The organism is Streptomyces sp. NPDC002580 (genome assembly GCF_042889485.1).
Lineage (GTDB): Bacteria > Actinomycetota > Actinomycetes > Streptomycetales > Streptomycetaceae > Streptomyces.
Map to the genome: position 1 here is coordinate 336,450 of NZ_JBIAQZ010000011.1, position 25,636 is coordinate 362,085.

Below are 25,636 nucleotides of genomic sequence, written 5' to 3' on the forward strand. Positions count from 1 at the left end.
AGACTTTGGGCAAGGGGGATGTGAGCCGGGCGTCGCCGGACAGGCGCGGCCGGGCGCGACCAACAGCGGGAGGCAGTGGTGAGGACAGCGACACTGGGGCCGGCGGAGCGCGCCGAGTCACTTGCGGAGATGGCCGAGCGTGAGCTGGACGTGCTGGTCGTGGGCGCGGGCGTGGTCGGCGCGGGCACCGCGCTGGACGCCGTGACACGTGGACTGTCCACCGGGCTGGTCGAGGCGCGTGACTGGGCATCGGGCACGTCGAGCAGATCCAGCAAGCTGATCCACGGCGGCCTGCGCTATCTGGAGATGCTCGACTTCGCGCTCGTCCGGGAGGCGCTGAAGGAGCGCGGCCTGCTGCTCGAACGGCTCGCCCCGCACCTGGTGAAGCCCGTCCCCTTTCTCTACCCCCTCCAGCACAAGGGCTGGGAGCGGCTGTACGCGGGCTCCGGCGTCGCGCTGTACGACGCCATGTCGATGGCCCGCGGCCACGGGCGCGGACTGCCCTCCCACCGTCATCTGACCCGTCGCCACGCACTGCGCGTCGCACCGGCCTTGAAGCGGGACGCGCTGGTCGGCGCCCTTCAGTACTACGACGCGCAGATGGACGACGCCCGGTACGTGGCGACGCTGGTGCGCACCGCGGCGGCGTACGGCGCGAAGGTCGCCAACCGCGCGCGGGTCACCGGGTTCCTGCGCGAGGGCGAGCGGGTGGTCGGGGCCACGGTGCGTGATGTCGAGGGCGGTGGCGAGTACAGGATCCGTGCCCGCCAGATCGTCAACGCCACGGGCGTGTGGACCGACGACACCCAGGCCATGGTCGGGGAGCGGGGCCAGTTCCACGTCCGCGCGTCCAAGGGCATCCACCTGGTCGTGCCGAAGGACCGGATCCACTCCTCCACGGGCCTGATCCTGCGCACCGAGAAGTCCGTGCTGTTCGTGATCCCGTGGGGCCGCCACTGGATCATCGGCACCACCGACACCGACTGGGACCTCGACAAGGCCCACCCGGCCGCGTCCAGCGCGGACATCGACTACCTGCTGGAGCACGTGAACTCGGCGCTCTCCGTCCCGCTCACCCGCGACGACGTCGAGGGGGTGTACGCGGGGCTGCGGCCGCTGCTGGCCGGGGAGTCGGACGCCACCAGCAAGCTGTCGCGTGAGCACACCGTGGCCCACCCGGTGCCCGGACTCGTGGTCGTGGCCGGCGGCAAGTACACGACCTACCGGGTGATGGCCAAGGACGCGGTGGACGAGGCGGTGCACGGTCTCGACCAGCGGGTCGCCGAGTGCGTCACCGAGGACATCCCGCTGCTCGGCGCCGAGGGGTACCGGGCGCTGTGGAACGCGCGAGCGCGGATCGCGGCGCGCACCGGCATCCATGTCGCGCGTGTGGAGCACCTGTTGAACCGGTACGGGGCCCTCGCCGAGGAGCTCCTCGACCTCATCGCGGCGGATCCGTCCCTCGGCCGGCCGCTGCCGGCCGCCGAGGACTACCTCCGGGCCGAGATCGTCTACGCGGCCTCCCACGAGGGCGCCCGGCACCTGGACGACATCCTGACCCGGCGCACCCGCATCTCCATCGAGACCTTCGACCGGGGCACCCGCAGCGCCCGGGAGGCGGCGGAGCTGGTGGCGCCGGTCCTCGGCTGGGACAAGGACCAGATCGAGCGCGAGGTGGAGCACTACGAGAAGCGGGTCGAGGCCGAGCGCGAGTCCCAGCGCCAGCCGGACGACCTGACGGCGGACGCGGCACGGCTCGGGGCGCCGGACATCGTGCCGTTCTGACCGCCGGTTCCCGCTCGTCGGGTCCGTCCCCGCCGACCCGCTCGCGCTCACTCGAAACTCACTCGAACGAGTGCTGTGAGCTGGGATCTTCGCTCGCGGCCCAGTCGTTCTACGGGGTGCGGGGACAGAACTCGGCGGCGAGCAGGGCCGGTTCGAGTGCCGGATCCGTGACCCTGTCCGTGTTCACCCGGAAGGTGAGGACACGGCGACCGTCGAGGGTGGCCGCGCTGCGCACGTAGCTGCCGGAGATACGGCCGTTGTGCCCCCACACCGTGGTCCCGCACGGCAGTTTCACCGGGAACAGGCCCATGCCGTACGAGCCGTGTGCGGCACGGGTGTCGAGCATCTCGCGCAGTTGGCGCGGGGGCAGCAGCCGGCCGCCGAGCAGGGCCGCGTAGAAGCGGTCCAGATCGGCCAGCGTGCTCACCAGCTCACCCGCCGCGCCGGCCACGCGCGGGTCGAGTTCGGTGACGTCGGAGCCGTCGGGCGCGTAGGCGCGTCCGTGCGGCGCGGGAAGCGATGCCCGGGCACCGGGGAAGGAGGTGCCGGTCAGACGGAGAGGGGTGATGACGCGGCGCTCGGCCTCGGTGGCGTACGAGTGGCCGGTGACCTGCTCGACGACCATGCCGAGGACCACGTAGTTGGTGTTGGAGTAGGTGAAACGGCCGAGGTCGGCAGGGGGGAGGGTGAGCGCCGTGCGCACGGCTTGAAGCGGGGTCACGGGGACGGCCCCCCGGGTGACCGCGGTGAAGTCCTGGAGCCCGCTGGTGTGCTGGAGCAGGGCGCGCAGTGTGATGCGGCGGCCGTCGTGGCCCGCGCCGCGCACCAGGCCGGGCAGGTGGTCCTCGACGGAGTCGGACAGGGACAGCCGGTGTTCGGCGGCGAGTTGCAGGACGACCGTCGCGATGAACGACTTGGTGATGCTCCCGGCCCGGAAATGGTCGGAGCGGGAGATTCCGTATCCGGCGCTCGTGAAGCGTGTCCCGGACTCCTCGTCGGCCAGCAGGGCGGCGGCCGGAGCACCGCCACGGGTCGTGAGGCGGGCCAGCGCGGTGTCCGAGGCCGGGGTGACAGGGCCCTGGGAGGCGGCCAGGGTTCTTGCCGGCAGACCGATTTGGGCCATGCCGACGAGCGCGATGGACACGGATATGGACAGGAGTGTCCGAGGTGTCCGGGGCTGTGGCATGGGCGGGTCCTTCCGTGTCGCGGCCCATCATGGGGCACGTTTCTGTGCCGGGGGTGGGGTGGCGGGCCACACGGGGCGGGTGCGCCGGGCTCCGGGCCCGGAGAGGCGGGTGGGTGCGATGTGTGCCGGTTGGTGAACCGTCGGCCGGGGTTCGGAAGTCCCCCTGGCTGAGCCGTTGCGGTTCCAGGGGCCCCCAGGGCGTTGGGCACTTGTCGGGTGAGGGACAATGAAGGCTCTGTCAGGGCGGGTTGCATGAGGGGACGCATGTCGGAGGCGGAGCGGGCGGGAGCATCCCGTCAGGACAAGAGCGAACGTCTCCTCGCCGGGCGGTACCGGCTGGGGGATGTTCTCGGCCGCGGCGGCATGGGCACCGTGTGGCGCGCGCAGGACGAGACCCTGGGCCGGACGGTCGCCGTGAAGGAGCTGCGGTTCCCGTCGGCCATCGACGAGGACGAGAAGCGCCGGCTGATCACGCGCACGCTGCGGGAGGCCAAGGCGATCGCGCGGATCCGCAACAACGGCGCGGTGACGGTCTTCGACGTGGTCGACGAGGACAACCGGCCGTGGATCGTCATGGAGCTCATCGAGGGCAAGTCCCTCGCCGAGGCCATCCGTGAGGACGGCCTGCTCACACCCAAGCGCGCCGCCGAGGTGGGCCTGGCCATCCTCGACGTGCTGCGCTCGGCGCACGGCGAGGGCATCCTGCACCGGGACGTGAAGCCGTCGAACGTGCTGATCGACCATGACGGCCGGGTCGTGCTCACCGACTTCGGCATCGCGCAGGTGGAGGGCGACCCGTCCATCACCTCGACCGGCATGCTCGTCGGAGCGCCCTCGTACATCTCGCCGGAGCGGGCGCGCGGCCACAAGCCCGGACCCGCGGCCGACCTGTGGTCGCTGGGCGGTCTGCTGTACGCGTCGGTGGAAGGCGTGCCGCCGTACGACAGGGGCTCCGCGATCGCGACGCTCACCGCGGTGATGACCGAGCCGGTGGAGCAGCCGAAGAACGCGGGCCCGCTGGAGAACGTGATCTACGGCCTGCTCGCCAAGGACCCCGAGCAGCGGCTCGACGACGCCGGCGCGCGGGCGATGCTCGTCGAGGTGCTGCGCGAGCCCGAGCCTTCCGTGCCGGAGCCGCCGGACGCGACGAAGGTCGTGGCCATGCCGCCGCTGCCGGAGAGCCCGGAGGGCCCGGAGCGGCTGCGCGGAGCGCTGCGTTCGGTGCGCAAGGCCGCGACGGCGGCTGGGGCGGCGGCGACGGCCCGAGCCAAGTCCTCCGGCGATCCGGACTCCGCCGGGACGGCCGGCGGCGCCTCCGTGCCGTCCGCCTCGCCGAGCTCCTCCGCGCCGGGCAGGGCGGGCGGTCGTGACCGTACGTCGGTGAACTCCAGTTCGGCCGGGGGCACGGGATCGGCGGGTGGCGCCGGTACGCGGAGCGGCTCGGGGTCCGGGTGGCCGGTGGCCCCCGAGCGGCCGCCGAGGCCGGCTCCGAAGGCGTCGCTGACGGATGTCGTGCCGCGCCGGACGCTGGTGATCATCGCGGTGGCCGTGGCGCTCGCCGTGCTCGGCACCGTACTGGCCCTCACCCTCGGCGGCGGGGGCGACGACGGCGCCAAGGGCGGCGAGAGCGACGGCGCGAAGACGACGACCTCCAGCGGGGCGACGTCCGGAAGCGACAAGGGCGACGACACCAAGAAGGCCGACGACGCCACCGGCAAGGACGGCGGCAGCGGCGGCAAGTCGGGCTCCGACTCCGGCTCCGATGCGAAGGACGGCGAGAAGGCCTCCCCGGGGGAGGACGCGAGCGCGTCGGGCGGCTCGAAGGGCGACGACGGGTCGGCGTCGGGCTCGGGTTCCGCCGTCGCGCAGACGTACAGGAGCGCCCAGGGCTTCTCGATCGGGCTGCCGAAGGGCTGGAAGTACCAGTCCTCGGACGCCGCGGGAGCCCGGTTCACGGGCCCCGACGGGCAGAAGCTCCTGGTCGGCTGGACGACCACCCCCAAGGACGACCCGGTCGCGGACTGGAAGAACCAGGAGCGCGGCATGGTGCGCCCCCAGTACAAGAAGGTCCGCATAGAAGCGGTGGAGTACCGCGACTACAACACGGCCGACTGGGAGTTCACCTACGTGGACGGCGGCACGAAGTACCGCTCGATCGACCGCGGTTTCGTCGTGAACGCGCATCAGGGGTACGCGCTGATGTACACGGCGAAGGCGTCCGCGTGGGACGGCGCGCTGCGCGAGAAGACGTGGAAGACGCTGACCGAGACGTTCCAGCCGAAGTCGTGACGTACCGCTCGCCGCGGTGACGTTCCGCCACGCTGCCGTGCCCGAGATCTCGCATCCCCGCTCTGCGGGTTGCCTCGGGCACGTATCGTGAGTGGTTGCGGACCGTACGAAGCCACAACGGAACGCAAGGCGAACGGAATTGACCAACCGGTCGGCTGGGGGAGGCATCGTGGACGACTATGCGGGACGGGTACTCGCCGACCGCTACCGCCTCCCCCTGCCACCGTCCGACGAGTACGAACTCGCCGAGAGCCGGGCGTTCGACACCTACAGCGGGCAGGAAGTCCTGGTACGGCAGGTGCCGTTGCCGGAGGTCGTCGAGGCCGAGGTGCTCGACGCGGACGGGCTGCCCGAGGGCTTCGTGGCCCGGGACGGCGGGGTGCGGCGGGCGTCCGCGCGGACCACGCGCCGGCCCACCGAACCGGCGGTGCTGCGCGCGATCGAGGCCGCCCAGGCCGCCGCGCAGATCCCCGACCATCCCCGGCTCGACCAGGTCTTCGACGTGTTCGCCGAGGGCGGGTCGCTGTGGATCGTGAGCGAGTTGGTGCCCGCGAGGCCGCTGGCCGCGCTGCTCGCCGAGAAGCCGCTCAGCCCCTACCGTGCCGCCGAGGTCGCCTCCGACGTCCTGACTGCGTTGCGGGTGCTGCACGCGCACGGATGGGTGCACCGGAACATCACCGCGCGCACGGTGCTCGTCTGCGACGACGGACGCGTCCTGCTGACCGGACTGGCGGCCGGGGCCGCCGAGGAGGCGCTGTGCGGGTACGACCCGGTGCCGCCCCGGGAGGACGACCCCGCGGCTGAACCGGGGCCCGGCCCCGGGACTTTCGGGACCGGCCTCGCGCGCCCCGGATCCGGCCGGGACGCCGGACGGCCTGGCGGCGGTGGGCGGCCCGGAGCGGACGCGGCCGTCTCCAGGGGCCCCGGTGCCGACGGAACGGTCGGCCCGGGCGGGCGCGGTCCCGCCGGTGGCATCGGGTTCGGAGGCGGCGCCGCGCGCGGTGTCGCCGTGGCGGCCACGTCCGGAGCCGACGCCGAAGCGGCCCGGCGGGCGGCGATCGAGGCACGCGCGGAGCAGGGGACGCCGGTCCCGGGGGCATCCGCGACGGGTCCGGCGGGCAGGGGCCCGCGCGCACTCGAGGCGGGCGGTCCCGTGGGTCCGGGCGGCGGGCGGGGACAGGCCGGACCGGGCGGCGCACCGGATGCCGGCGGGGAGCCGGAGGGCGCCGAGAGCGACATCCGGGCCGCGCGCGCCGGAGCCATCGCCGCGTACCGCGCCGGAGCACGCGCGGCCGCCCGGGTGCAGGGGGAACAGCGGGGCGACCCGTTCGCCCTTCCGGCCCCCCGGAACTCCGCGCCTGACGAGCGGACCCGGCGGGTCGAACAGCCCGGTCAGGACAGCCCGTACGGCACGGCCGCGTACCCCACGCGGGCCCAGGACCACGACACGCCGCCGCCGCTCGACGACGGCGGTCAGCAGCGACCCCGTCCGGTACCTCCGGGCCAGATAGCCGACCCCTACGGAGTGGGCGCCACCAGCTGGCACGGTGCCCAGCCCCGTCCGGCCGGGCCCGTCGGCGGGGACACCGGCCGCGGCCGACCCACACTGCCCCCGGCGGCGGGCGGGGCGCCGGCCGCGGGGTACGGCGACTCCCCGCTGGTCCCCGGACAGGGGTCCTTCAGCGGGGGACACGGCGGCCGTCCCGGCCTCCCGGCCCCCGGCGGGCCCTCCGGTGGCGGCAGGGTCCCGGACAACGGCCGGTTCACCGGCGGCTTCCAGGGGATCGGGGACACCCAGGTGCCCGGAGGCCGCGGCACTCCGGACGAGTCCGCTCACGCCCGGGTGCCCGGCTTCGCCCCGGTGCCCGACGGCACCCGGACCCCCGACACCTCGCGCACCCCCGTCCCCGCCCAGTTCAACCCCGAGGGCCACGGCGGTGGTTGGGGCGAACTGGTCGCCGGGACCGCGCCGCGCCGAGGACCGGCCACCGCGCTCGCGGCGGAGCGGGCCCGGCAGGCACGGATGGCCGTGGTCGGACCGGTCACCGAGCGCTGGGCCCCGGAACAGGCCGGACCGGTGCACGAGAACTGGCAGTTGGCGGCCCCGATCGGACCGGCGACCGACCTGTGGGCCCTGGGCGCGCTGCTTTTTCGCGCCGTACAGGGGCACGCGCCCTACCCGGAGGAGAACACCGCAGAACTCGTGCAGCTCGTGTGCGCGGAACCGCCCGCGTTCGCCGAGGAGTGCGGACCGCTGCGGCCCGTCGTCGAGTCGCTGCTGCGCCAGGACCCCACCGAGCGCCTCGACTTCGAGGAACTGCGCGGCTGGCTGCGCTCCCTCGTGCGGTCCGCGCCGGAGCCCGAGGCCGGGACGCACGTCGTGCCGGTGCCGCCCGCCGACCCGAGCCGGCTGCCGATCGTGCGGCGCCGGGGCGAACTCGTCCGCAGGCGCCGCGCCGGACTGCCCGCGACGAGCCCGCACGCCCGCCACAAGCGCGCCCGGCGGGAGAGCGCGGCGAGGCCCCGTCGGCTGGGGCGGAACCTGCTTCTGCTGATCATGCTCCTGCTGGCCGCGGCGGTCGCGTACGCCATGGTCTTCATGCCCAAGTCGGACCGGACCGGCACGAGCGGTGAGCGGACCGGCACCGCCGGACAGGCCGACCCGGCCCCCGGCGACGACGACGCGAAGGCGAGCAGCGAGCCACGGCCCGACCAGACCTCACCGGGCCCCGACAAGAGCCCCTCGGGGAAGGCCGGTTCGACCTCCTCGCACACCGCCGCCGATCCCGACGTCGCCCAGGGGTTCACGCTCCGCAAGGACCCCGAGGGGTTCCGGGTCGCGGTGGCGAGCGGCTGGGACCGCGCGCCGAGGAACGGCAGTGGCCAGGTCGTCTACTCCCAGGGGGACTTCGAGCTCATCGTGGTCCCCGGGCGGGACGGCACCGCCACGTACGGCAAGGACCCGATGACGTACCAGCGGGAGAGCGAGAAGGAGTTGCAGCCCTTCCGCGACTCGACCTGGGCCACGTCCAGCGGGATGCGGCGGATCGACGTGGGCGGCAAGGTGATGGCCGAGGGCCAGTTCACCTGGCAGGACTCCGCGGGGCGTTCGCTCTACGTGCGCAACCTCGCGATCCTCGTCGGCGGGCACTACCACGTGGTGCAGGTACGCGGCCCGGAGGCCGAACGCGACGAGGTGACACGGCTGTTCGAGCAGGCGTCGACGACGTATCAAGTCACGGGCTGAGCAAGCCTCCTGCGCGCGAACGCCACGTTTCGGCAGGCGGGAAGGGCTGAACGCCGAACGGTTCCCTCCCGTAAGGGGAAGGGAGAACCGTCACAGTGCGGTCTCCGTACGACCCCGCTTGTTCCCTGGGTGGGGACCGCTCTTTAGTCTGACCCTGTCAAGACCATTGCGGGGAAACGTGAATCAGATGCAGGGCCTGCTCCTCGCGGGCCGCTACCGGCTTGTCGAATCCATCGGCAGCGGTGGCATGGGGCGGGTGTGGCGCGCCCACGACGAGGTGCTGCACCGAGAGGTCGCGGTCAAAGAGCTGACCGCCGCGCTTTACGTCGCCGAGAGCGACCTGGCCCGGCTGCTCGCCCGCACCCATGCCGAGGCGCGGGCCGCGGCCCGGATCAACCACTCGGCCGTCGTCACCGTCCACGACGTGCTGGAGCACGACAACCGGCCGTGGATCGTCATGGAGCTGGTCGAGGGCAACTCGCTGGCCGACGAGGTCAAGGAGCAGGGGCGGCTCGAACCCGCAGAGGCGGCACGGATCGGTCTGTGGGTGCTGCGCGCGCTGCGCGCCGCCCACGCGGCGGGGGTGCTGCACCGGGACGTGAAGCCCGGCAACGTCCTGCTGTCGTCCGACCGGCGGGTGCTGCTGACCGACTTCGGGATCGCGCAGGTCGAGGGGGACACGACCATCACGCGCACCGGCGAGATCGTCGGTTCCGTCGACTACCTCGCGCCCGAGCGGGTGCGCGGCCACGACCCCGGTCCGGCCTCCGACCTGTGGGCCCTCGGGGCCACGCTGTACACGGCGGTGGAGGGACGGTCGCCGTTCCGGCGCACGTCGGCGCTGTCGACCATGACGGCGGTGGTCGAGGAGGAGCCCACGCCCGCGCGGTACGCCGGTGTGCTGGAGCCCGTCATCGCGGCGCTGCTCACCAAGGACCCGGCGGAGCGCCCCGGCCCGGCCGAGGCCGAGGAGATGCTCGCCGAGGCCGCGGAGGGCCGTCGCCCGCGGACGGCGCAGGCGTACGTGCCGACGCGGCACCTCGACGGGAGCGGGGGGCACGGGTCCGCGGACGCGAGCGGAACCAGCGGCGACGGGGTTCACGGCACCGGGACGCGTGCCGACGGGACCCACGGCAAGACGACCCACGGCGAGGGGACCCGGGGCGGTGCCGCTTCCGCCGGGCAGACCCACGGCGCGTCCGCGGCGGGCCACCACACCCAGGCGTCCGGCGCCACCGCGCGGGGGACCGGGCACCCGGGCGGCGGCTTCGCGGGGGCCGCGTACCAGGTCCAGCCCGATGCCGCGCCCCGGAAGCGGCGGCGTGGACGCACCGTCGTCCTCGTCCTCGTGATGGCCGCGCTGGTCGGCGGCGGCGGTGCCGCCGCCATGCGGTACGCGGACAACTGGCGGCAGAACACCGACGCCTCCACCGGGACCGGCGGGGACGAGGGCGAGGCCACCGGCGGTCCCGGCGGCCGGACGACGGCCGGCGGGTCGGGGACGGCCCAGGGAGCCGTCCCGGACAGCTGGGTCCGCGTGGACGACGAAGCGGGCTTCAGCCTCGCCCTGCCCGGCAAGAATTGGAAGCGGGAGACCAACGGCTCCCAGGTCGACTACACCCCCGACGGCGGCGAGCACTTCGTCCGCATCGCCGTGGAGGTGTCCCCGGACTTCGAGGACCCGTACAGCCACCAGAAGGACCTGGAGGAGCAGTTGACCAAGCTCCAGGACTACCACCGGGTGAGCCTCGAGGAGAAGACGTTCCGGGACTGCCGCGGCTCCCTGTGGGACTTCACCTGGACCGCGCTGCCGAAGCAGACGAAGTTCCCGGGAGAGCGCCGCGCCATCGAGCAGACGTACCTCGCCCGGAACGGCGTCGAGTACGCGATCTACATGTCCGCACCCGCCGAGGACTGGGACACCGCGCGTGAACAGTTCGACGTGATCCTGCGCGGCTGGCGCCCCTAGGCCTGATAACACCCACGGCGACGTCACGGCTCCGGAGGGCCGTCGTCCGGTGGGGCATGATGGGCTCATGGGGACCGAGGGGGAGAACGCCCGTGTGATTGCGGGCCGTTACCGGCTGGAGGCCAGGATCGGCCGGGGCGGCATGGGGGTCGTCTGGCGTGCCACCGACCAACTGCTCGGCCGTCGCGTCGCGGTCAAGGAACTCATGGTCGACGACTCGCTCTCCGAGGACGAGGCCAGGCAGCAGCGCGACCGCACCCTGCGCGAGGCCCGGGCCGTGGCCCAGCTGCACCACCCCCACATCATCGTCGTCCACGACGTCGTCGAGGACGACGAACGGCCGTACATCGTGATGGAGTTGATCGTCGGCGGCTCGCTCGCCGAGCGGATCTCCGCGCACGGACCGGTCGACGCCCGCGAGGCCGCCCGGATCGGCATCGACCTGCTCGGAGCGCTGCGCCGCGCGCACGAAGCCGGTGTCCTGCACCGCGACCTCAAGCCCGCCAACGTCCTGGTCGAGAAGGACACCGACCGCGTCGTGCTCACCGACTTCGGGATCGCCCAGGTCGCCGGAGCGACGACGCTGACGGAGAGCGGGGCGTTCGTCGGCTCGCCCGAGTACACCGCGCCCGAGCGGATGTCCGGGGTGCGGACCGGCCCCGAGTCCGACCTGTGGTCGCTCGGCGCGCTGCTGTGCACGGTGCTGAGCGGCGCCTCGCCCTTCCGCCGCGACTCGCTCGGCGGCATCCTGCACGCGGTCGTCGTCGACGAGATCCGTCCGCCGGCCCAGGCGGCACCGCTCCTGCCCGTCGTCCGGGGGCTGCTGGAGCGCGATCCGGAGCGGCGCCTCGACGCGGCGGAGGCGGAACGGATGCTGCGCGCGTTCCGCGACACCGGCCGTACGCCGAAGCTGACGGCCCCGTACTCGCCCACACGGCGCGACGTTCCCCTGTACAGACCGGCGCAGGCGTCACCGTCGTCCGGCACCGCGGCGGACCACCCGCACAAGCAGTCCACGCGGAGCCTGCTGGTCGCCGCCGCCCTGGTCGCCGGACTGGCCGGTGCGGGGGTGTCGGCGGCCATGCTCCTGATGGACGGCGGCGCCGGGGACGGCAAGCCGCCCTCGTCGAGCACGCCCGGCACGTCACGGCCGCCGAGTGCGCCGAGTGCGCCGTCCTCGGCCTCCGGCACGCTCTCGACCCCGCCCACGAGCGCCGCGCCCACCGTCACGGTCACGCGACGGCAGCCGACGAAGGCCGCCACGGCCCGCACGGCACCCTCGGGCTACCGCATCGCCTCGGACCCGGACGGCTTCTCGTTCGCCGTGCCCGAGGGCTTCACCCGGGATCCGCAGGGGGAACGGATCTTCTACATGTCCCCGGGGCAGACCTTCCGCATCGGCGTCAAGGCGGCCGACCCCGAGACCGGCGGACCGCTCGGCGTGATGCGCCGGTCGGACGCCGCCGGCCCCGCCAACAACCCCGGCTACCGCGCCGGCACGGTCACCCGGACCACGCACGGCGGACACCCGGCCGCTCTCTGGGAGTTCACCTGGAACGGCTTCACCGAGGCGGAGGGCGCCCGGCACACCTACGACCTGTGCTGGGAGCAGGGCGGCCGGATGTACGACGTCTGGGTCTCGGCGCCGGTCGGGCGGGTCACGCAGGCGAAGGAGTACTTCGACGTGGCGGTGGGCACCTTCGAGGCCTCGTGAACGCTCACGTCCCGGCAAAGGGGAGATAAGGGATGGCGTGCGTCACGGCTCTGTACCGGCGGGGGACAGGGCTGGATGGCGGCGGCCCGCCACGATAGAGATGGACGCATGAGCGACAACGGGGGAGTCCCTCGGACGGGCGACGAGCCGACCAGTTTCACTCTGCGGCCACCGCGACCCGGGCCGCCCGGACCGCGGCCGGAGGCGCCCGCCGCCGTCCCGTACCCGGGCAATCCGTACGCCGCGCCCACCCGGATCGTCCCGGACCAGCCGCTCGATCCCGCGCCGGGTCCCGACGGCGAGCCGGGCGCCGGACGGCTCATCGCGGGGCGCTACCGCCTGCTCGCCAAGCTCGGGCACGGCGGCATGGGCACGGTGTGGCGGGCCAAGGACGAGACCGTCGACCGCGAGGTCGCCGTCAAGGAACCCCGCGTTCCGGACCACCTTCCCGAGCGGGAACGCGCCAACGCGTACGAGCGGATGCGGCGCGAGGCGCGCGCGGCGGCCCGGCTCGACCACCCCGCCGTGGTGAACGTCCATGACGTCGCCGTCGTGGACGGACAGCCCTGGATCGTCATGGAGCTGGTGCACGGCCGCTCGCTCGACCAGGCCCTCCAGGAGGGCACGCTCGGCGTCCGCGACGCCGCGCGCGTCGGCCTGGAGATCCTCGGCGCCCTGGAGGCCGCGCACGCGGCGGGCATCCTGCACCGGGACGTCAAGCCCGGCAACGTGCTCCTCGGCCGCCACGACCGCGTCGTGCTCACCGACTTCGGCATCGCCCAGATCGAGGGCGAGACCAGCCTGACGGACACCGGTGGCTTCGTCGGCTCTCCCGAGTACATCGCCCCGGAACGCGTGCTGGGCCGGAGCCCCGGTCCCGCCTCCGACCTCTGGTCGCTCGGCGTGGTGCTCTACACCGCGACGGAGGGCGTCTCCCCCTTCCGCCGCAGCAACACGCCCGCCACGCTCCAGTCGGTCCTGAACTCCGCGCCGGCCGCTCCCGGCCGCGCGGGCACCCCGCTCGCGAAGGTGATCGGCGGCCTGCTCGACAAGGAGCCGTCCCGCCGCCCCGAGGCCGCCGAGGTGCGCCGTCTCCTGGAGGAGGCCGCACGGCCCCCGGCCCCGGCGCTCGCGGCGACGCGCATCGAGGGCCTGGGCGGCCCGGCGGAACCCGGCGGCGGAGGCTCGCGTACGGGTGGGCTCCGCGTCGGTGGCCTCCGTGTCGGCCGCAAGGCCTTCGCCGGCCTCGGAGCGGTGGTCGTCGCGGCCGCCGTGGCGGCCTGCCTGGTGCTCGGTGACCCGTTCACCGGCCCGCTGCCGGACGGCTGGAAGAAGAAGCACGTCACGGACGTCTCCGCGACGCTGGCGGTGCCCGCCGGCTACCAGGAGGCGACGCCGGACCGGACCTCGGACAAGACGCACTGGGTCACGTACACCGACTGGAGCGGGAGCATCTGGATCGGGCTGAGCGTCGCCAGGAAGTCCGAGGACACCCTGAAGGGGATCAAGGACTCGGCGCGGGCCGAAATGTACGCGCAGGACGGCGACTTCAAGGCGAACGGCGCGTCCGCGCTGAGCATGCCCGCCGGTCCGAGGACGAGACCGGACGCCAAGTCGACGTACCAGGGCAAGGAGTCCGCCGAGAACACCGTGACCTACACGACCACCGACAGCCAGCCCCGCCCTCGCGAACTCAGGCTCTTCTACTTCAAGTCGAAGGCGGGCGACATGTACAAGCTCACGATCAGCTATCCGGGCAAGGGTGATTTCACGGAGCGGGGCCGCGAGGTCGCCGAGGCGGCGATCGCGAACCTGGACATCGACGGGCCGTGACCGACCGCGACCGCGCCGTGCGGGCCGCGGCCCTCGTGCCCCCGGTGACCGGACCGTGATCGGAAAAGTGATCCCACGGTGATCGCCGGACCGACAACGCCCTGATCAGCGTATTCGCTGCCAGTGATCACTGGCAGTGTGTGAGTACTCCGTGAAAGGCCATTACCGACGGGTACCCAAAGGGAGCGAGCAGGCATACCCTGCGGCTCATGACGGACTCGCAGGCCGCGGAACAGGCCACGGAAAAGACCGGCACCGACGAGACGGTCGGCGCCGACACGGCGACCGGCGGCGTGGCCGCCGCGACCGGCGCGGACGCGCCGTCCGCCGCGGACGCGACCGCCACGGAATCCGCGGACGCGCAGACGGACGCGGATGCCGACGGGACGGCCGGTTCCGGCGCGGCCGAGAGTGCCACGGGCGCCGGCGGTTCCGACGCCGTCGGAACCAACCCGCTCGCTCCCGCCCCGGCCGGCGCGCGTACCGCCGCCGACGTCGTCACGCCCGAACTCGTCGCGCAGCTCACCAAGGGCGTCACGGGGTCCGGCCGGACCGCCAACCACACGCCGTTCACCGGCGAGAAGCTCGCCGACCTGCCCGAGTCCACCCCCGAGGACGTCGAGAAGGCCTTCGAGCGGGCCCGCGCCGCCCAGATCCCCTGGGCCGCCACCCCGGTCCGGCAGCGCGCCGCCGTCCTGCTCCGCTTCCACGACCTCGTGCTCGCCCGGCAGGCCGAGGTCCTGGACCTCATCCAGCTGGAGACCGGCAAGGCCCGGCTGCACGCCCACGAAGAGGTCCAGGCCGTCGTGGTCGCCGCACGGCACTACGGACGCAAGGCGCCCGCCTATCTGCGCCCCAAGCGGCACACCGGCGCCGTCCCCACGCTCACCAAGGTCACCGAACTGCGCCACCCGCGCGGTGTCGTCGGCCAGATCGCGCCGTGGAACTACCCGCTGGAACTGTCGGTCGGCGACGCGCTGCCGGCCTTCGTCGCGGGCAACGCGGTCGTCATGAAGCCCGACACCGAGACCTGCCTCACCGCCCTGTGGGCGCGTGACCTGCTCATCGAGGCCGGGCTGCCCGCCGAGGTCTTCCAGGTCGTCATCGGGGACGGTCCGGTCGTCGGACCCGAGGTCGTGAAGCACGCCGACTACGTCTCCTTCACCGGGTCGACCCGGACCGGCCGCGAGGTCGCCCAGGGCGCGGCCGCCCGGCTCGTCGGCGTCTCCCTCGAACTCGGCGGCAAGAACGCCATGGTGGTCCTGGAGGACGCCGACCTCGACAAGGCGGCGGCGGGCGCGGTCCGCGCCTGCTTCTCCTCCGCCGGTCAACTCTGCATATCCATCGAGCGGTTGTACGTCCACGAATCGATCGCCGACGCCTTCGCGGAGCGGTTCGCCGCCCGGACCAGGGCGATGCGGCTCGGCACCTCCCTGTCGTACGGGGCCGACATGGGATCACTGGTCGGCGAACGGCAGCTGGAGACCGTGACCCGGCACGTCGAGGAGGCCGTCGCCAAGGGGGCCAGGGTCCTCGCCGGCGGTGTCGCCCGGCCCGACATCGGCCCGTACTTCTACGAGCCCACCATCCTTGACGGAGTGGAGGCCCCGATGGCCGTCTGCGCCGAGGAGACCTTCGGCCCGGTCGTCTCCCTCTACCGCTTCAAGACCGAGGACGAGGTCGTCGAGCTCGCCAACTCCACGTCGTACGGCCTCAACTCGTCCGTCTGGACCAAGGACGGGCGGCGCGGCCGCGCGGTCGCGGCCCGGCTGCGGACCGGGACGGTGAACGTCAACGAGGGGTACGCGCCCGCGTACGGCAGCGTCCAGTCGCCCATGGGCGGGATGAAGGACTCCGGCCTCGGCCGCCGGCACGGCTCCGAGGGCATCCTCAAGTACACCGAGGCGCAGACCGTCGCCCACCAGAGACTGCTGCCGATGGCCCCGTCCCTCGGCATGGACGACGAGAAGTACGCGGCCTTCATGAGCCGGAGCCTCAAGGTCATGAAGGCGTTCCGGCTGCGTTAGCCGGCGGACCCCCGCGGGTCCTCGTAACGACCGACGGAGCACGGAGTGGGCCGTCGGTCCTCAGGAACGACCGACGGTTCTCAACGGTTCTCGATGAGGAGAGCGGCACGTGTCACAGGAGAGCTCTGTCCAGGAACAGCCGGACGAGGGAACGTACGACTACGACGTCATCGTCGTCGGCTCGGGTTTCGGCGGCTCCGTCACCGCCCTGCGGCTGACGGAGAAGGGGTACCGCGTGGGTGTCCTCGAAGCCGGCCGGCGCTTCACCCGCGACACGCTGCCGAAGAACTCCTGGGACATCAGGAACTACCTCTGGGCCCCGCGGCTCGGCATGTACGGCATCCAGCGCATCCATCTGCTGGGCAACGTGATGGTGCTCGCGGGGGCCGGCGTCGGAGGCGGCTCCCTGAACTACGCCAACACCCTCTACGTGCCGCCGAAGCCGTTCTTCGAGGACCCGCAGTGGAAGGACATCACCGACTGGGAAGGGGAGCTGAAGCCGTACTACGACCAGGCCCGGCGCATGCTGGGCGTGCGGCTCAACCCGACCATGACCCCCTCGGACGTGCACCTCAAGGCGGCCGCGGAGCGGATGGGGGTCGGCGACACCTTCCACATGGCGCCGGTGGGTGTCTTCTTCGGCGACGGGCGAGACGCCGAAGGAGGGGCCGGGGACGGCGGGGAGGCCGGGAAGACCGCCGTCGGGCCCGGTGAGGAGGTCGCCGACCCGTACTTCGGGGGCGTCGGTCCCGCGCGCAAGGCCTGCACCGAATGCGGCGAGTGCATGACCGGCTGCCGGCACGGCGCCAAGAACACCCTCAACGAGAACTACCTCTACCTCGCCGAGCAGGCGGGCGCCGTCGTCCACCCGATGACGACCGTCGTGTCCGTCACCGACGACTCGCGGGGCGGCTACGCGGTCCGGACCCTCCCGACGGACGACCGGCGCAAGGGCGAGGGGCGCACCCTCACGGCACACCGGGTCGTCCTCGCGGCCGGCACCTACGGCACCCAGACGCTGCTGCACCGCATGAGGGCGGGCGGCCAACTGCCGTACCTCTCGAAGAGGCTGGGCGAGCTGACCCGCACCAACTCCGAGGCCCTGGTGGGCGCGCAGACGGACGACCGCCGCTACCGGAAGGCGCACGGAACGCCCCGCGCCGACTTCACCCGGGGGGTCGCGATCACGTCCTCGATCCACCCGGACGAGAACACCCACATCGAACCCGTCCGCTACGGCAGGGGATCCAACGCGATGGGCGGCATGTCCATCCTCCAGGTCCCCTACGCGGAGGGCTCGTCGCGGGTCGCCGGATGGCTGGCCAACGCGGCCAGGCACCCGGTCCTGGTGCTCCGCTCGCTCTCCAACCGCCGCTGGTCCGAACGCACCATCATCGGGCTGGTCATGCAGTCGCTCGACAACTCCCTGACGACGTACCTGAAGCCGAAGGGCGCGGGCAAGGGGCTGTTGACGGCACGTCAGGGGCACGGGGCTCCCAACCCCAAGCAGATCAAGGCGGCTTCGCAGGCCGCCTCCACGCTCGCCGAGGAGATCAACGGCTTCGCGGGCAGCAACGTCGGCGAACTGATGGGCACCCCGCTCACCGCGCACTTCCTCGGCGGCTGCCCGATCGGCGCCGGGGCGGACGAGGGCGTCATCGATCCCTACCACCGCCTCTACGGCCACCCGGGGATCTCCGTCGTCGACGGGGCCGCCGTCTCCGCGAACCTCGGCGTCAATCCGTCGCTCACCATCACCGCGCAGGCCGAGCGGGCCATGTCGTTCTGGCCCAACAAGGGCGAGGCCGATCCGCGCCCGGCTCCGGGTGCCGCGTACGAGCGCCTCAAGGCGGTGGAGCCGCACAGCCCCGCCGTCCCCGCGGACGCCTTCGGCGCCCTGCGGCTGCCGTTCCTGGGAATGCCGACGATGCCCCCGAAGCCGTAGCCCCGCGGGGCCGGCGCCGGGCTCCCCCGGCCGGCCCCGCGGGCCCCGGCCCCGGACACGAAGAAGGACCTGCGCCCCCCTCCGAGCGCAGGTCCTTCTCTTCGTACGGGCCGACGCCCGGGTCGGTCGTGTCCGACCGTGTGGCGCGCGGCCGTGTTACACGGTCGCGGAACCGGACTTGCGGCGACGGACGACGACCAGCGCGCCGGCGCCGGCGACGACGGCGATACCGCCGGCGAGGCCGATCATCGGCAGGGCGGAGCTGGAGCCCGTCTCGGCGAGGCTGCCGTCGACCACCGGCGTGTTGCTCTTGTCGGCGGGCTTGTCCGAGACCGGGACCTTGCCGCCTTCCTGCGGCTTGGTGCCGCCGGTGTCCGTGCCGGCCGCGACGATCTGGAACTTGTACGCGACTTCGCCGTAGCCGGTGCACTGCGCGTCCGCGTCGCCGTAGATGCTGGCGCCGAGGGAGAAGCCGGCGCCGACCGGGGCGCTGGAGTGCACGTTGATGCGGAGCGGGATGTCGACCTCGTAGTCGGGCTTGAGCTCGTCGGTGTAGCCGACGAAGCCGACCGCCTGTCCGCCCTCGTCGACGTTCGTCCAGACCTTGTCGTCCGGGTCGTACGCCTGGAGCTGGACCTGCTTGCTCTGGAAGAGGTCCTCGCCCGCCTTGTCGGAGGACGCGCCGGCGAAGAAGCCGAGGTCGCTCAGGGTGGAGTCGGAGCTGTTGAACACCTGCAGGGAGAACTTGTGCCAGCCGCTGCCCGCCGCGATCTTGCCGGACAGGCCGCCGATGGACACCTGGACCTTGGAGTCCTCGCACTCGGAGGGCTCGGGCTCCGGGGACTCCGACTCCTCGGGCTCGGAGGCGCTCGGCTCCGGGGCGGACTCGGAGGCGGACGTGCTCGGGGCCGGAGCGGACTCGCTCGCGGGCGCCGACACGGACGCGGAAGCCGCGTCGGAGGGTTCGGTGGTGGTCTCCGGCGAGCTCGGCGACGCCTCGTCGGACGGAGTTTCGGACACGCTCACGCTCGGGGACGGGGTGTCGTCCGCGAATGCGGCCGGCGCGACCGACAGCAGCGCGAGCGGGGCTATGACAGCCGTCGCGGCAGCGGTGGCCATGGCACGGCGAAGCTTCATGAAGACCTCGGAAGTCCGGTGCGCCGTGAACTCGCGGCGCGCATATGGCGTTTGTGGGCGAGGCCGCCGCGTGTGGGGCGCGGGTGTGGCCGTTGGTTCTGCAGGTGTGACCGGCGAAGCCTGGGAATGGTTGTCCTCCAACTCACGCAATTCTTATGTGGCCTGAGTCACATCCGGGCTCGATGTGCGCGCACCCTTTCGAACCACCCGTCGGGGAAGGGCCGTTCGTCGGCCGGGATCGTCGTCCCGAAGGGGCCGGCACGGTGGCCTCGCTCGCGGGCACGGCGAAGGACCCCGCGGACGATGTCCGCGGGGTCCTTCCTCCGTCGGCACCGGCGTCAGGGCAGCGCCGGTGCCGGGAAGCGGCGCCGGGGGTGCGCCGCGGGGGTGGGGGCGTCGCCGTACGGATCCGGTCGGGCGACGCCGGTGGGGATGTCGAGGATGTCGGAGAGGCCTGCGAGGCCGTCCGGCGCGGGACGTGGGACCGTCCCGTCGACCGGACCGCACAGGCCGTGCGGGGTGCGCTGTCCACGCGTCGTGCTGGACGGGCGACGGCCTCCGCGACCGTCACGTCACCGCTGAACAGCTTCCGCCGGACGGCCCCGGGCGTCCCCGGAGCCGGCCGTTCTCTTGAGTGACCGGGCTGCTGTCCCCTGCCGTCCGGTCACATCTCCTGGAGCGAGGTCCCACGACGCACGGCACGATCCGTACGTCTCGTCGCTCCAGCCGAGCCACGCGTGGTTCTTTCGGGCCCGCCCCTGGCTGACACGGACACCAGGAGAAACGAAGTCCGCGGCGCCCCGGTCACGCGCCGTACGGGTGAGAGGGAATGCGTACGTGCGTACGCCGGGTGCGCGACGCGCGGCCCTTCGGTCACGGGTCCTTGATCTCAGACGCGGCCGCGGCACAGTTCGAGGAGGGTCATGGCCAGCGAGGTGCCCGGCTTGCCGAGCGCCTCGCGGTAGTGGCCGAGGATCTCCATCTCGCGGGAGAGGTTGACCCGTCGGCCGCCGGAGGTGATCCGGGCCTCCTGGATCACGGCCGAGACGGCCATGCGTTCCTGCACGAGACCGATGATCCGGTCGTCGAGGGCGTCGATGCGCTCACGGGCACCGGTGATCACGTCGGCGGCCTCGTCGGTGCGGGCGCCGGTCTTGTCGAGTACGTCGGCCATGGCTGGGGCTCCTCGGTGGAAGGGGTGCCCCGGAGCGGTCCGGCCCGGAAACGGCAGACGCCCCGGGCCTTGTCGGCCCGGGGCGCCTGGGAAGTCGCTTGTCAGTTGCTCAAGCAGCACGACCATGGCAGCCGGTGGGCCGGTCGCCATAGGTAAACAGGAAGGTCGTGTGGGTGAGCATGACGGCAGTATGCACGGCCGCGGAGGCGCCGGCCAAGCGGGTTCGGATGCTGAGACCGGGGCCCGGACCCCGGCGGCGCCACCCCTGTCGTGGCCCCCGGTAGAATCGGCCCTGCAACCCTTTTGCTCACCGCCGGAAGGCAGACCGTGCCAGAAGCGTCCCCCGCCGCCCCCGACACCGTCCTGGTCGTCGATTTCGGTGCGCAGTACGCCCAGCTCATCGCCCGTCGTGTCCGTGAGGCCCGGGTCTACAGCGAGATCGTGCCGAGCACCATGCCGGTCCAGGAGATGCTCGCCAGGAACCCGGCCGCGATCATCCTCTCCGGCGGGCCCTCGTCGGTGTACGCGGAGGGCGCCCCGCGCCTGGACCGCGAGCTCTTCGAGGCGGGCGTCCCCGTCTTCGGCATGTGCTACGGCTTCCAGCTGATGGCCACCACCCTCGGCGGCACGGTCGACAACACCGGCTCCCGCGAGTACGGTCGTACGCCGCTGCACGTCTCGAAGTCGGGATCCACCCTCTTCGAGGGAACCCCCGACGAGCAGTCGGTGTGGATGTCGCACGGCGACGCCTGCTCCGCCGCCCCCGAGGGCTTCACCGTCACGGCCTCCACGGACGTCGTCCCGGTCGCCGCCTTCGAGAACGACGAGAAGAAGCTCTACGGCGTCCAGTACCACCCCGAGGTCATGCACTCCACGCACGGCCAGCAGGTCCTGGAGCACTTCCTGTACCGCGGCGCGGGCCTCACCCCGTCCTGGACGACCGGCAACGTCATCGACGAGCAGGTCGCCCTGATCCGCGAGCAGGTCGGCACCAAGCGCGCGATCTGCGGCCTGTCCGGCGGCGTCGACTCGGCGGTCGCCGCGGCCCTCGTGCAGAAGGCCATCGGCTCCCAGCTGACCTGTGTGTACGTCGACCACGGTCTGATGCGCCAGGGCGAGACCGAGCAGGTCGAGAAGGACTTCGTCGCCGCGACCGGGGTCCAGCTGAAGGTCGTGGACGCGCAGGAGCGCTTCCTCGCCGCGCTCAAGGGCGTCTCGGACCCCGAGCAGAAGCGGAAGATCATCGGGCGCGAGTTCATCCGCGTCTTCGAGCAGGCCCAGGCGGAGATCATCGCCGAGGCCGCCGAGGGCGAGGACGTCGCGTTCCTGGTCCAGGGCACGCTCTACCCGGACGTGGTCGAGTCCGGCGGCGGCACCGGCACCGCCAACATCAAGTCCCACCACAACGTGGGCGGCCTCCCCGAGGACCTCGAGTTCCAGCTCGTCGAGCCGCTGCGCAAGCTGTTCAAGGACGAGGTCCGGATGGTCGGCCAGGAACTCGGCCTGCCGGAGGAGATCGTCCAGCGCCAGCCGTTCCCCGGCCCCGGCCTCGGCATCCGGATCGTCGGCGAGGTGACCAAGGAGCGTCTGGACCTGCTCCGCGAGGCCGACGCCATCGCCCGCGAGGAACTCACCGCCGCCGGTCTCGACCGGGACATCTGGCAGTGCCCGGTGGTCCTGCTCGCGGACGTCCGCAGCGTGGGCGTGCAGGGCGACGGCCGGACCTACGGCCACCCGATCGTGCTCCGTCCGGTGTCCAGCGAGGACGCCATGACGGCCGACTGGTCGCGGCTGCCGTACGACGTCCTCGCCAAGATCTCGACGCGCATCACGAACGAGGTCGCGGACGTCAACCGCGTCGTGCTCGACGTGACGAGCAAGCCCCCGGGCACCATCGAGTGGGAGTAGTCCTCCCGCGGGGGCGTCGAAACACGGGCCCCTAGGTCCGCTTGAGCGTGCGCACCGGCGCGCCGGGCTTCCAGACCTGGACGACGAGGTACGTGTCGTCCTCGACGTGGGTCCGGGTGACCTCCGTCAGTTCGGTGCGGAAGAGGTGGAACGGCTGCGGCGGTTCCACCTCTTTCACGTACGCGGCCTTCGCGGGGACCTCGTCGCCCACCTCCACGGCCCGGCCGCTGATCCGCACGTCACCGCCGCCCATGTCGGTGCCCGCCCCCGGATTCGCCTGGAGCGCGAAGCGCGGGTCGCGGCGCAGGTCGAGCGCCTTGAGGGAGTCCGGCATCATGCCGAGCCACAGCTCGCCGTCCAGGAAGCGCACCTCGATGCCGGAGGTGCGCGGCGAGCCGTCCCGGCGGAGGGTCGCGAGGACGTGATGGGTGAAGGCGCCGAAGCGCTGTTCGACGGTTCCGGCGAGGTCCGGTTCGGCCGCGGAGAGAGCTGCCCAGTTCATGAGCCCGAGTCTGGCGCGTATACCGGACATCTCCTGTCGGGTTTTGGTGGTGTCCCTCTTTGTTCCTCTTTTTTCTCTCACGGAACACCCCTGTTCTCCTGCGCTGACCCCGGGTAACTTCCGCTGCGTACGGAACACGGCAGTGCTGGAGGACATATGCACGGGCCCATCCCGCCCATGCCCCGCCCCACCGACCAGTTGCGGTTCGCCATGCCGCCGATGCACGAATCGACGGACGACGAACGGCGGCACCGCAAGGAGCGGCTGGCCGGCGCGCTGCGGCTGTTCGGACGCCTCGGCTTCGAGGACGGCGTCTCGGGGCACATCACGGCGCGGGACCCGGAGTACAGCGACTGCTTCTGGGTCAATCCGTTCGGGATGCCCTTCAAGCACGTGACCGTGAGCGACCTGGTCCTGGCCAACCAGGACGGCCAGGTGATCGAGGGCCGCTACCACGTGAACCAGGCGGCGTTCACCGTGCACTCCCAGGTCCACGCCGCCCGCCCCGACGTCGTCGCCGTCGCCCACTGCCACTCCGTGCACGGCCGCGCCCTCGCCGCCCTCGGCGACCTGCTCGACCCGATCACCCAGGAGAGCTGCGCCTTCTACGAGGACCACGCGCTCTACGACGCCTACTCCGGGGTCGCCGTCGACGCGGAGGAGGGCCGCAGGATCGCCGGCGCGCTGGGCAGCCGCAAGGCGCTGGTGCTGCGCAACCACGGACTGCTCACCGTCGGGGACTCCGTGGACTCGGCGGCCTGGTGGTTCCTGTCCATGGAGCGGTCGAGCCAGGTCCAGCTCAGCGCGAAGGCGGCGGGCAGACCCCGGCTCATCGACCACAAGCAGGCGGTCGCCACCCGCGAACAGCTCGGCGGCGACCTGGTGGCATGGATCAACTACCAGCCCCTGTGGCAGGACATCAGCCGCGGCGAGCCCGACCTTCTCGGCTAGGAACGTACTCGGCCGCTCCCGAACCGTCGCCGTCGACCGTCAGCCTGCGGGGGTCCGCCGCGTCGGGCGGCCGGACCCCGGGCGCCCGGAGCATCGGGTCGGCGCCCTCGCGCAACCGGAGGCGCAGACGATCAAGCCTGCGCTCGGGTACGGTGCGGTGCAGGCCGGGCGTGATCCTGACCGTGCTGCCGTCGAAGGCCCAGGTCCCGTCGCACTGGAATGATTTCGACCAGGGAGAAAATCTCGCAGCCGGGTCAACACGGGATCCGGCGCATCACCCGGACTGACCCGACCTGACGCGTGCGCGCCGTACTCCGTACGGCACAATTCGCTGTCATTACAGGGCAGTTGTCAGGCGGGCGTACATGCTTCGCCCCGTCGGGGTGGGCGGGTGCTGTCGCCGATGTGACGGCCGGGCGTACGGACAGTTCGGCCGTACGGAGTTTCTGGGGCGGGAAGGCGGCAGTGGGCGTGGCGGTGCAGGAGGCGAGACACGGTGCGGGGCACGGTGCCGGGTCGGGGGCCGGGTCGGGCACCGGACCGGGCGGCGGGCGGAGCGGTGGCCAGGGCATGGGTCCGGGCGGAGGCCCGAGCGGGGGCCTGGGCGGAGGGTCGGCTGTGCACGAGGGTCGCTGTACCTGCGGGGACTGCCCGCACGGGGCGCGTACGGGGCACCGGCGGGCCGTCGCCGCGTTCCTCGCCAAGCGCGACGCGCTGGCGTCCGGGCAGGGACTGCCCGCCGCCGTCGCGCACTCCGCCTCCGCGTCCCGGCAGTGGGTGTCCGACGAACTCACCCAGTCCGCGGACCTCGTCGCCGAACGCGGCCGTATCGAGGGCGAGGCGTGGCTGGGACGGCTGTGGCGGTACACCGCGTTCACCGTCTGCGGTGCCGTCGTCGTCCTCCTGCTCGTCCAGGCGCTCACCGCGATCGGGGTCGGCTGGACGGCGGCCCGGACGGCCGGGCTGCTCGCCGCGGTCGTCCTGGCGGCGTTCCTGACCGGGGCCGCCTGGCTGCATCGGGCCCGCGGCGGGGCCCTCGCCCCGGTCATCGGTGAGGACAACCGGCTCTCCAGCTCGCGTGCGGTGGCCGCAGGCTGGGTGCTGCTCGTGGCGTACGCCGTGCTCGTACTGGTGGGGCAGCTGGCGGTGGCCTCCGCGCCCGACCGCCGGGACGAACTCATCGCCGGGCTCGAGCTCGCCCGGGGCGCCGGTGTCGTGACCGTCGTCGCCGTGGTGTGCGGGGTGGCGGTGCTGGTCCGGCGGGTGGTCGGGATGCGGGTGCTCGGGCAGCGGCTGCAGAAGGTGCGGGCCGACCGGCCGCGCGCGGCGGACCTGCTGACCGACGACTCGGGGCGGGGGAGTTTCGCCGACATCCAGTACGTCGTGATCAGCGGGGTAGCCCTGGTCTTCGCGGCGGTCCGGCTGGCCCGGCGGCCCTCGCAGCTGCCGGATCTGCCGTGGGGGCTGGCGCTGCTGGTGCTGGTGTCGGCGGCGACCTACCTCGCCGGGAAGTACGCCGAGGGCGGGCGGCCGGTGATCCTCTCCGTGGTCCGGTCCCGCGAGGCGGGCGATCTGGACGCGCCCATCCGCACCGGGGACGACATCCAGATCCGGGGGGCGGGGTTCGTGCCGCCCGGGGCGCAGACCGCGGACCGGCTGTCGCGGATGGTCGTGCGGATCGGGGCGGTGCATGTGCACGTGCCGCTGGTGCCGGTGTCCGGGGGGTTCAGCAATCCCACGGACGCGGTGCTGACGGTGCCGGTGCCGGTGGATGTGGAGCCGGGGCGGGTGGAGGTCCAGGTGGTCACCGCGGCGGGGGTCGAGACGAACCGGTACGAGATCGACGTGACCGACTGAGCCGGTTCGCTCGCGCCGGCGTTCGCGGGGTGGTGTCGGGCCGCGGGGTGGTGTCGGTTCGGTGGGTGGTGTCGGTTCGGTCCGGTGGGTGGTGGGTCGGGGCCGTGTCGGT

15 protein-coding genes and 1 pseudogene are annotated in these 25,636 nt (G+C 72.8%); 11 read left to right on the top strand and 5 right to left on the bottom strand.

The features are described 5' to 3' along the window. Nucleotides 1-78 precede the first annotated feature (78 nt). The gene (locus tag ACFYW7_RS31475) at nucleotides 79-1,785 is read left to right on the top strand and encodes a glycerol-3-phosphate dehydrogenase/oxidase (protein WP_389508548.1); all 1,707 of its coding nucleotides are present in this window, start codon (nucleotides 79-81) and stop codon (nucleotides 1,783-1,785) included. Between the two features lie 109 nt (nucleotides 1,786-1,894). Here ACFYW7_RS31475 and ACFYW7_RS31480 read toward each other — a convergent pair whose 3' ends face one another. Next, the gene (locus tag ACFYW7_RS31480; protein ID WP_389508550.1) at nucleotides 1,895-2,971 is read right to left on the bottom strand and encodes a serine hydrolase domain-containing protein; all 1,077 of its coding nucleotides are present in this window, start codon (nucleotides 2,969-2,971) and stop codon (nucleotides 1,895-1,897) included. Between the two features lie 264 nt (nucleotides 2,972-3,235). On the opposite strand from ACFYW7_RS31480, the gene ACFYW7_RS31485 reads away from it, so the two are divergent. The 7 genes from ACFYW7_RS31485 (at nucleotide 3,236) to ACFYW7_RS31515 (ending at nucleotide 17,995) form a co-directional block, all read left to right on the top strand. Further along, complete coding sequence (locus ACFYW7_RS31485; protein ID WP_389508602.1) at nucleotides 3,236-5,260, top strand: serine/threonine-protein kinase; 2,025 nt, start codon at nucleotides 3,236-3,238, stop codon at nucleotides 5,258-5,260. Between the two features lie 169 nt (nucleotides 5,261-5,429). Then, on the top strand, nucleotides 5,430-8,507 hold the full coding sequence (locus ACFYW7_RS31490; protein WP_389508552.1) for a protein kinase: 3,078 nt from the start codon (nucleotides 5,430-5,432) through the stop codon (nucleotides 8,505-8,507). A gap of 187 nt (nucleotides 8,508-8,694) precedes the next feature. Beyond that, nucleotides 8,695-10,476, top strand: a complete 1,782-nt coding sequence (locus tag ACFYW7_RS31495; RefSeq protein ID WP_389508604.1) for a serine/threonine-protein kinase — start codon at nucleotides 8,695-8,697, stop codon at nucleotides 10,474-10,476. Between the two features lie 67 nt (nucleotides 10,477-10,543). Then, a complete protein-coding gene (locus tag ACFYW7_RS31500; RefSeq protein ID WP_389508554.1) occupies nucleotides 10,544-12,190 on the top strand; it encodes a serine/threonine-protein kinase in 1,647 nt (548 codons plus the stop codon). A gap of 108 nt (nucleotides 12,191-12,298) precedes the next feature. Further along, a complete protein-coding gene (locus tag ACFYW7_RS31505; RefSeq protein WP_389508556.1) occupies nucleotides 12,299-14,023 on the top strand; it encodes a serine/threonine-protein kinase in 1,725 nt (574 codons plus the stop codon). Between the two features lie 209 nt (nucleotides 14,024-14,232). Further along, entirely contained in the window at nucleotides 14,233-16,050 is a 1,818-nt protein-coding gene (locus ACFYW7_RS31510) for a succinic semialdehyde dehydrogenase (RefSeq protein ID WP_389508558.1), read from the top strand. A gap of 109 nt (nucleotides 16,051-16,159) precedes the next feature. Next, a complete protein-coding gene (locus tag ACFYW7_RS31515) occupies nucleotides 16,160-17,995 on the top strand; it encodes a GMC oxidoreductase (RefSeq protein WP_389508560.1) in 1,836 nt (611 codons plus the stop codon). A 156-nt stretch (nucleotides 17,996-18,151) separates the two neighbouring features. On the opposite strand, the gene ACFYW7_RS31520 is transcribed toward ACFYW7_RS31515, so the two are convergent. Both ACFYW7_RS31520 and ACFYW7_RS31525 read right to left on the bottom strand, forming a co-directional pair. Beyond that, on the bottom strand, nucleotides 18,152-19,132 hold the full coding sequence (locus tag ACFYW7_RS31520; protein ID WP_389508562.1) for an LAETG motif-containing sortase-dependent surface protein: 981 nt from the start codon (nucleotides 19,130-19,132) through the stop codon (nucleotides 18,152-18,154). An 889-nt stretch (nucleotides 19,133-20,021) separates the two neighbouring features. Further along, the gene (locus ACFYW7_RS31525) at nucleotides 20,022-20,306 is read right to left on the bottom strand and encodes a chorismate mutase (protein WP_261705907.1); all 285 of its coding nucleotides are present in this window, start codon (nucleotides 20,304-20,306) and stop codon (nucleotides 20,022-20,024) included. Nucleotides 20,307-20,633: 327 nt separating this feature from the next. Here ACFYW7_RS31525 and guaA point away from each other — a divergent pair, with 327 nt between their 5' ends. Next, on the top strand, nucleotides 20,634-22,214 hold the full coding sequence (gene guaA / locus ACFYW7_RS31530; RefSeq protein WP_389508564.1) for a glutamine-hydrolyzing GMP synthase: 1,581 nt from the start codon (nucleotides 20,634-20,636) through the stop codon (nucleotides 22,212-22,214). A 31-nt stretch (nucleotides 22,215-22,245) separates the two neighbouring features. Here guaA and ACFYW7_RS31535 read toward each other — a convergent pair whose 3' ends face one another. Beyond that, nucleotides 22,246-22,716: a pyridoxamine 5'-phosphate oxidase family protein gene (locus tag ACFYW7_RS31535; RefSeq protein WP_389508566.1), complete on the bottom strand. Its 471-nt coding sequence runs from the start codon at nucleotides 22,714-22,716 to the stop codon at nucleotides 22,246-22,248. A gap of 156 nt (nucleotides 22,717-22,872) precedes the next feature. Here ACFYW7_RS31535 and ACFYW7_RS31540 point away from each other — a divergent pair, with 156 nt between their 5' ends. Then, complete coding sequence (locus tag ACFYW7_RS31540; RefSeq protein ID WP_389508568.1) at nucleotides 22,873-23,667, top strand: class II aldolase/adducin family protein; 795 nt, start codon at nucleotides 22,873-22,875, stop codon at nucleotides 23,665-23,667. Between the two features lies 1 nt (nucleotide 23,668). On the opposite strand, the pseudogene ACFYW7_RS31545 reads toward ACFYW7_RS31540, so the two are convergent. Then, nucleotides 23,669-23,842: pseudogene (locus ACFYW7_RS31545) on the bottom strand (DUF4429 domain-containing protein); the annotation flags it as partial. Between the two features lie 395 nt (nucleotides 23,843-24,237). Here ACFYW7_RS31545 and ACFYW7_RS31550 point away from each other — a divergent pair. Then, nucleotides 24,238-25,524, top strand: a complete 1,287-nt coding sequence (locus ACFYW7_RS31550) for a hypothetical protein (protein ID WP_389508569.1) — start codon at nucleotides 24,238-24,240, stop codon at nucleotides 25,522-25,524. Nucleotides 25,525-25,636: the final 112 nt, after the last annotated feature.

Excerpts from the sequence above, each read along its gene's own strand:
- ACFYW7_RS31500 (WP_389508554.1), top strand. The coding sequence starts at position 10,544 with ATGGGGACCGAGGGGGAGAACGCCCGTGTGATTGCGGGCCGTTACCGG.
- ACFYW7_RS31535 (WP_389508566.1), bottom strand. The coding sequence starts at position 22,716 with ATGAACTGGGCAGCTCTCTCCGCGGCCGAACCGGACCTCGCCGGAACC.
- ACFYW7_RS31480 (WP_389508550.1), bottom strand. The coding sequence starts at position 2,971 with ATGCCACAGCCCCGGACACCTCGGACACTCCTGTCCATATCCGTGTCC.
- ACFYW7_RS31505 (WP_389508556.1), top strand. The coding sequence starts at position 12,299 with ATGAGCGACAACGGGGGAGTCCCTCGGACGGGCGACGAGCCGACCAGT.
- ACFYW7_RS31540 (WP_389508568.1), top strand. The coding sequence starts at position 22,873 with ATGCACGGGCCCATCCCGCCCATGCCCCGCCCCACCGACCAGTTGCGG.
- ACFYW7_RS31485 (WP_389508602.1), top strand. The coding sequence starts at position 3,236 with ATGTCGGAGGCGGAGCGGGCGGGAGCATCCCGTCAGGACAAGAGCGAA.
- ACFYW7_RS31525 (WP_261705907.1), bottom strand. The coding sequence starts at position 20,306 with ATGGCCGACGTACTCGACAAGACCGGCGCCCGCACCGACGAGGCCGCC.
- ACFYW7_RS31510 (WP_389508558.1), top strand. The coding sequence starts at position 14,233 with ATGACGGACTCGCAGGCCGCGGAACAGGCCACGGAAAAGACCGGCACC.
- ACFYW7_RS31495 (WP_389508604.1), top strand. The coding sequence starts at position 8,695 with ATGCAGGGCCTGCTCCTCGCGGGCCGCTACCGGCTTGTCGAATCCATC.
- ACFYW7_RS31550 (WP_389508569.1), top strand. The coding sequence starts at position 24,238 with ATGGGTCCGGGCGGAGGCCCGAGCGGGGGCCTGGGCGGAGGGTCGGCT.
- ACFYW7_RS31520 (WP_389508562.1), bottom strand. The coding sequence starts at position 19,132 with ATGAAGCTTCGCCGTGCCATGGCCACCGCTGCCGCGACGGCTGTCATA.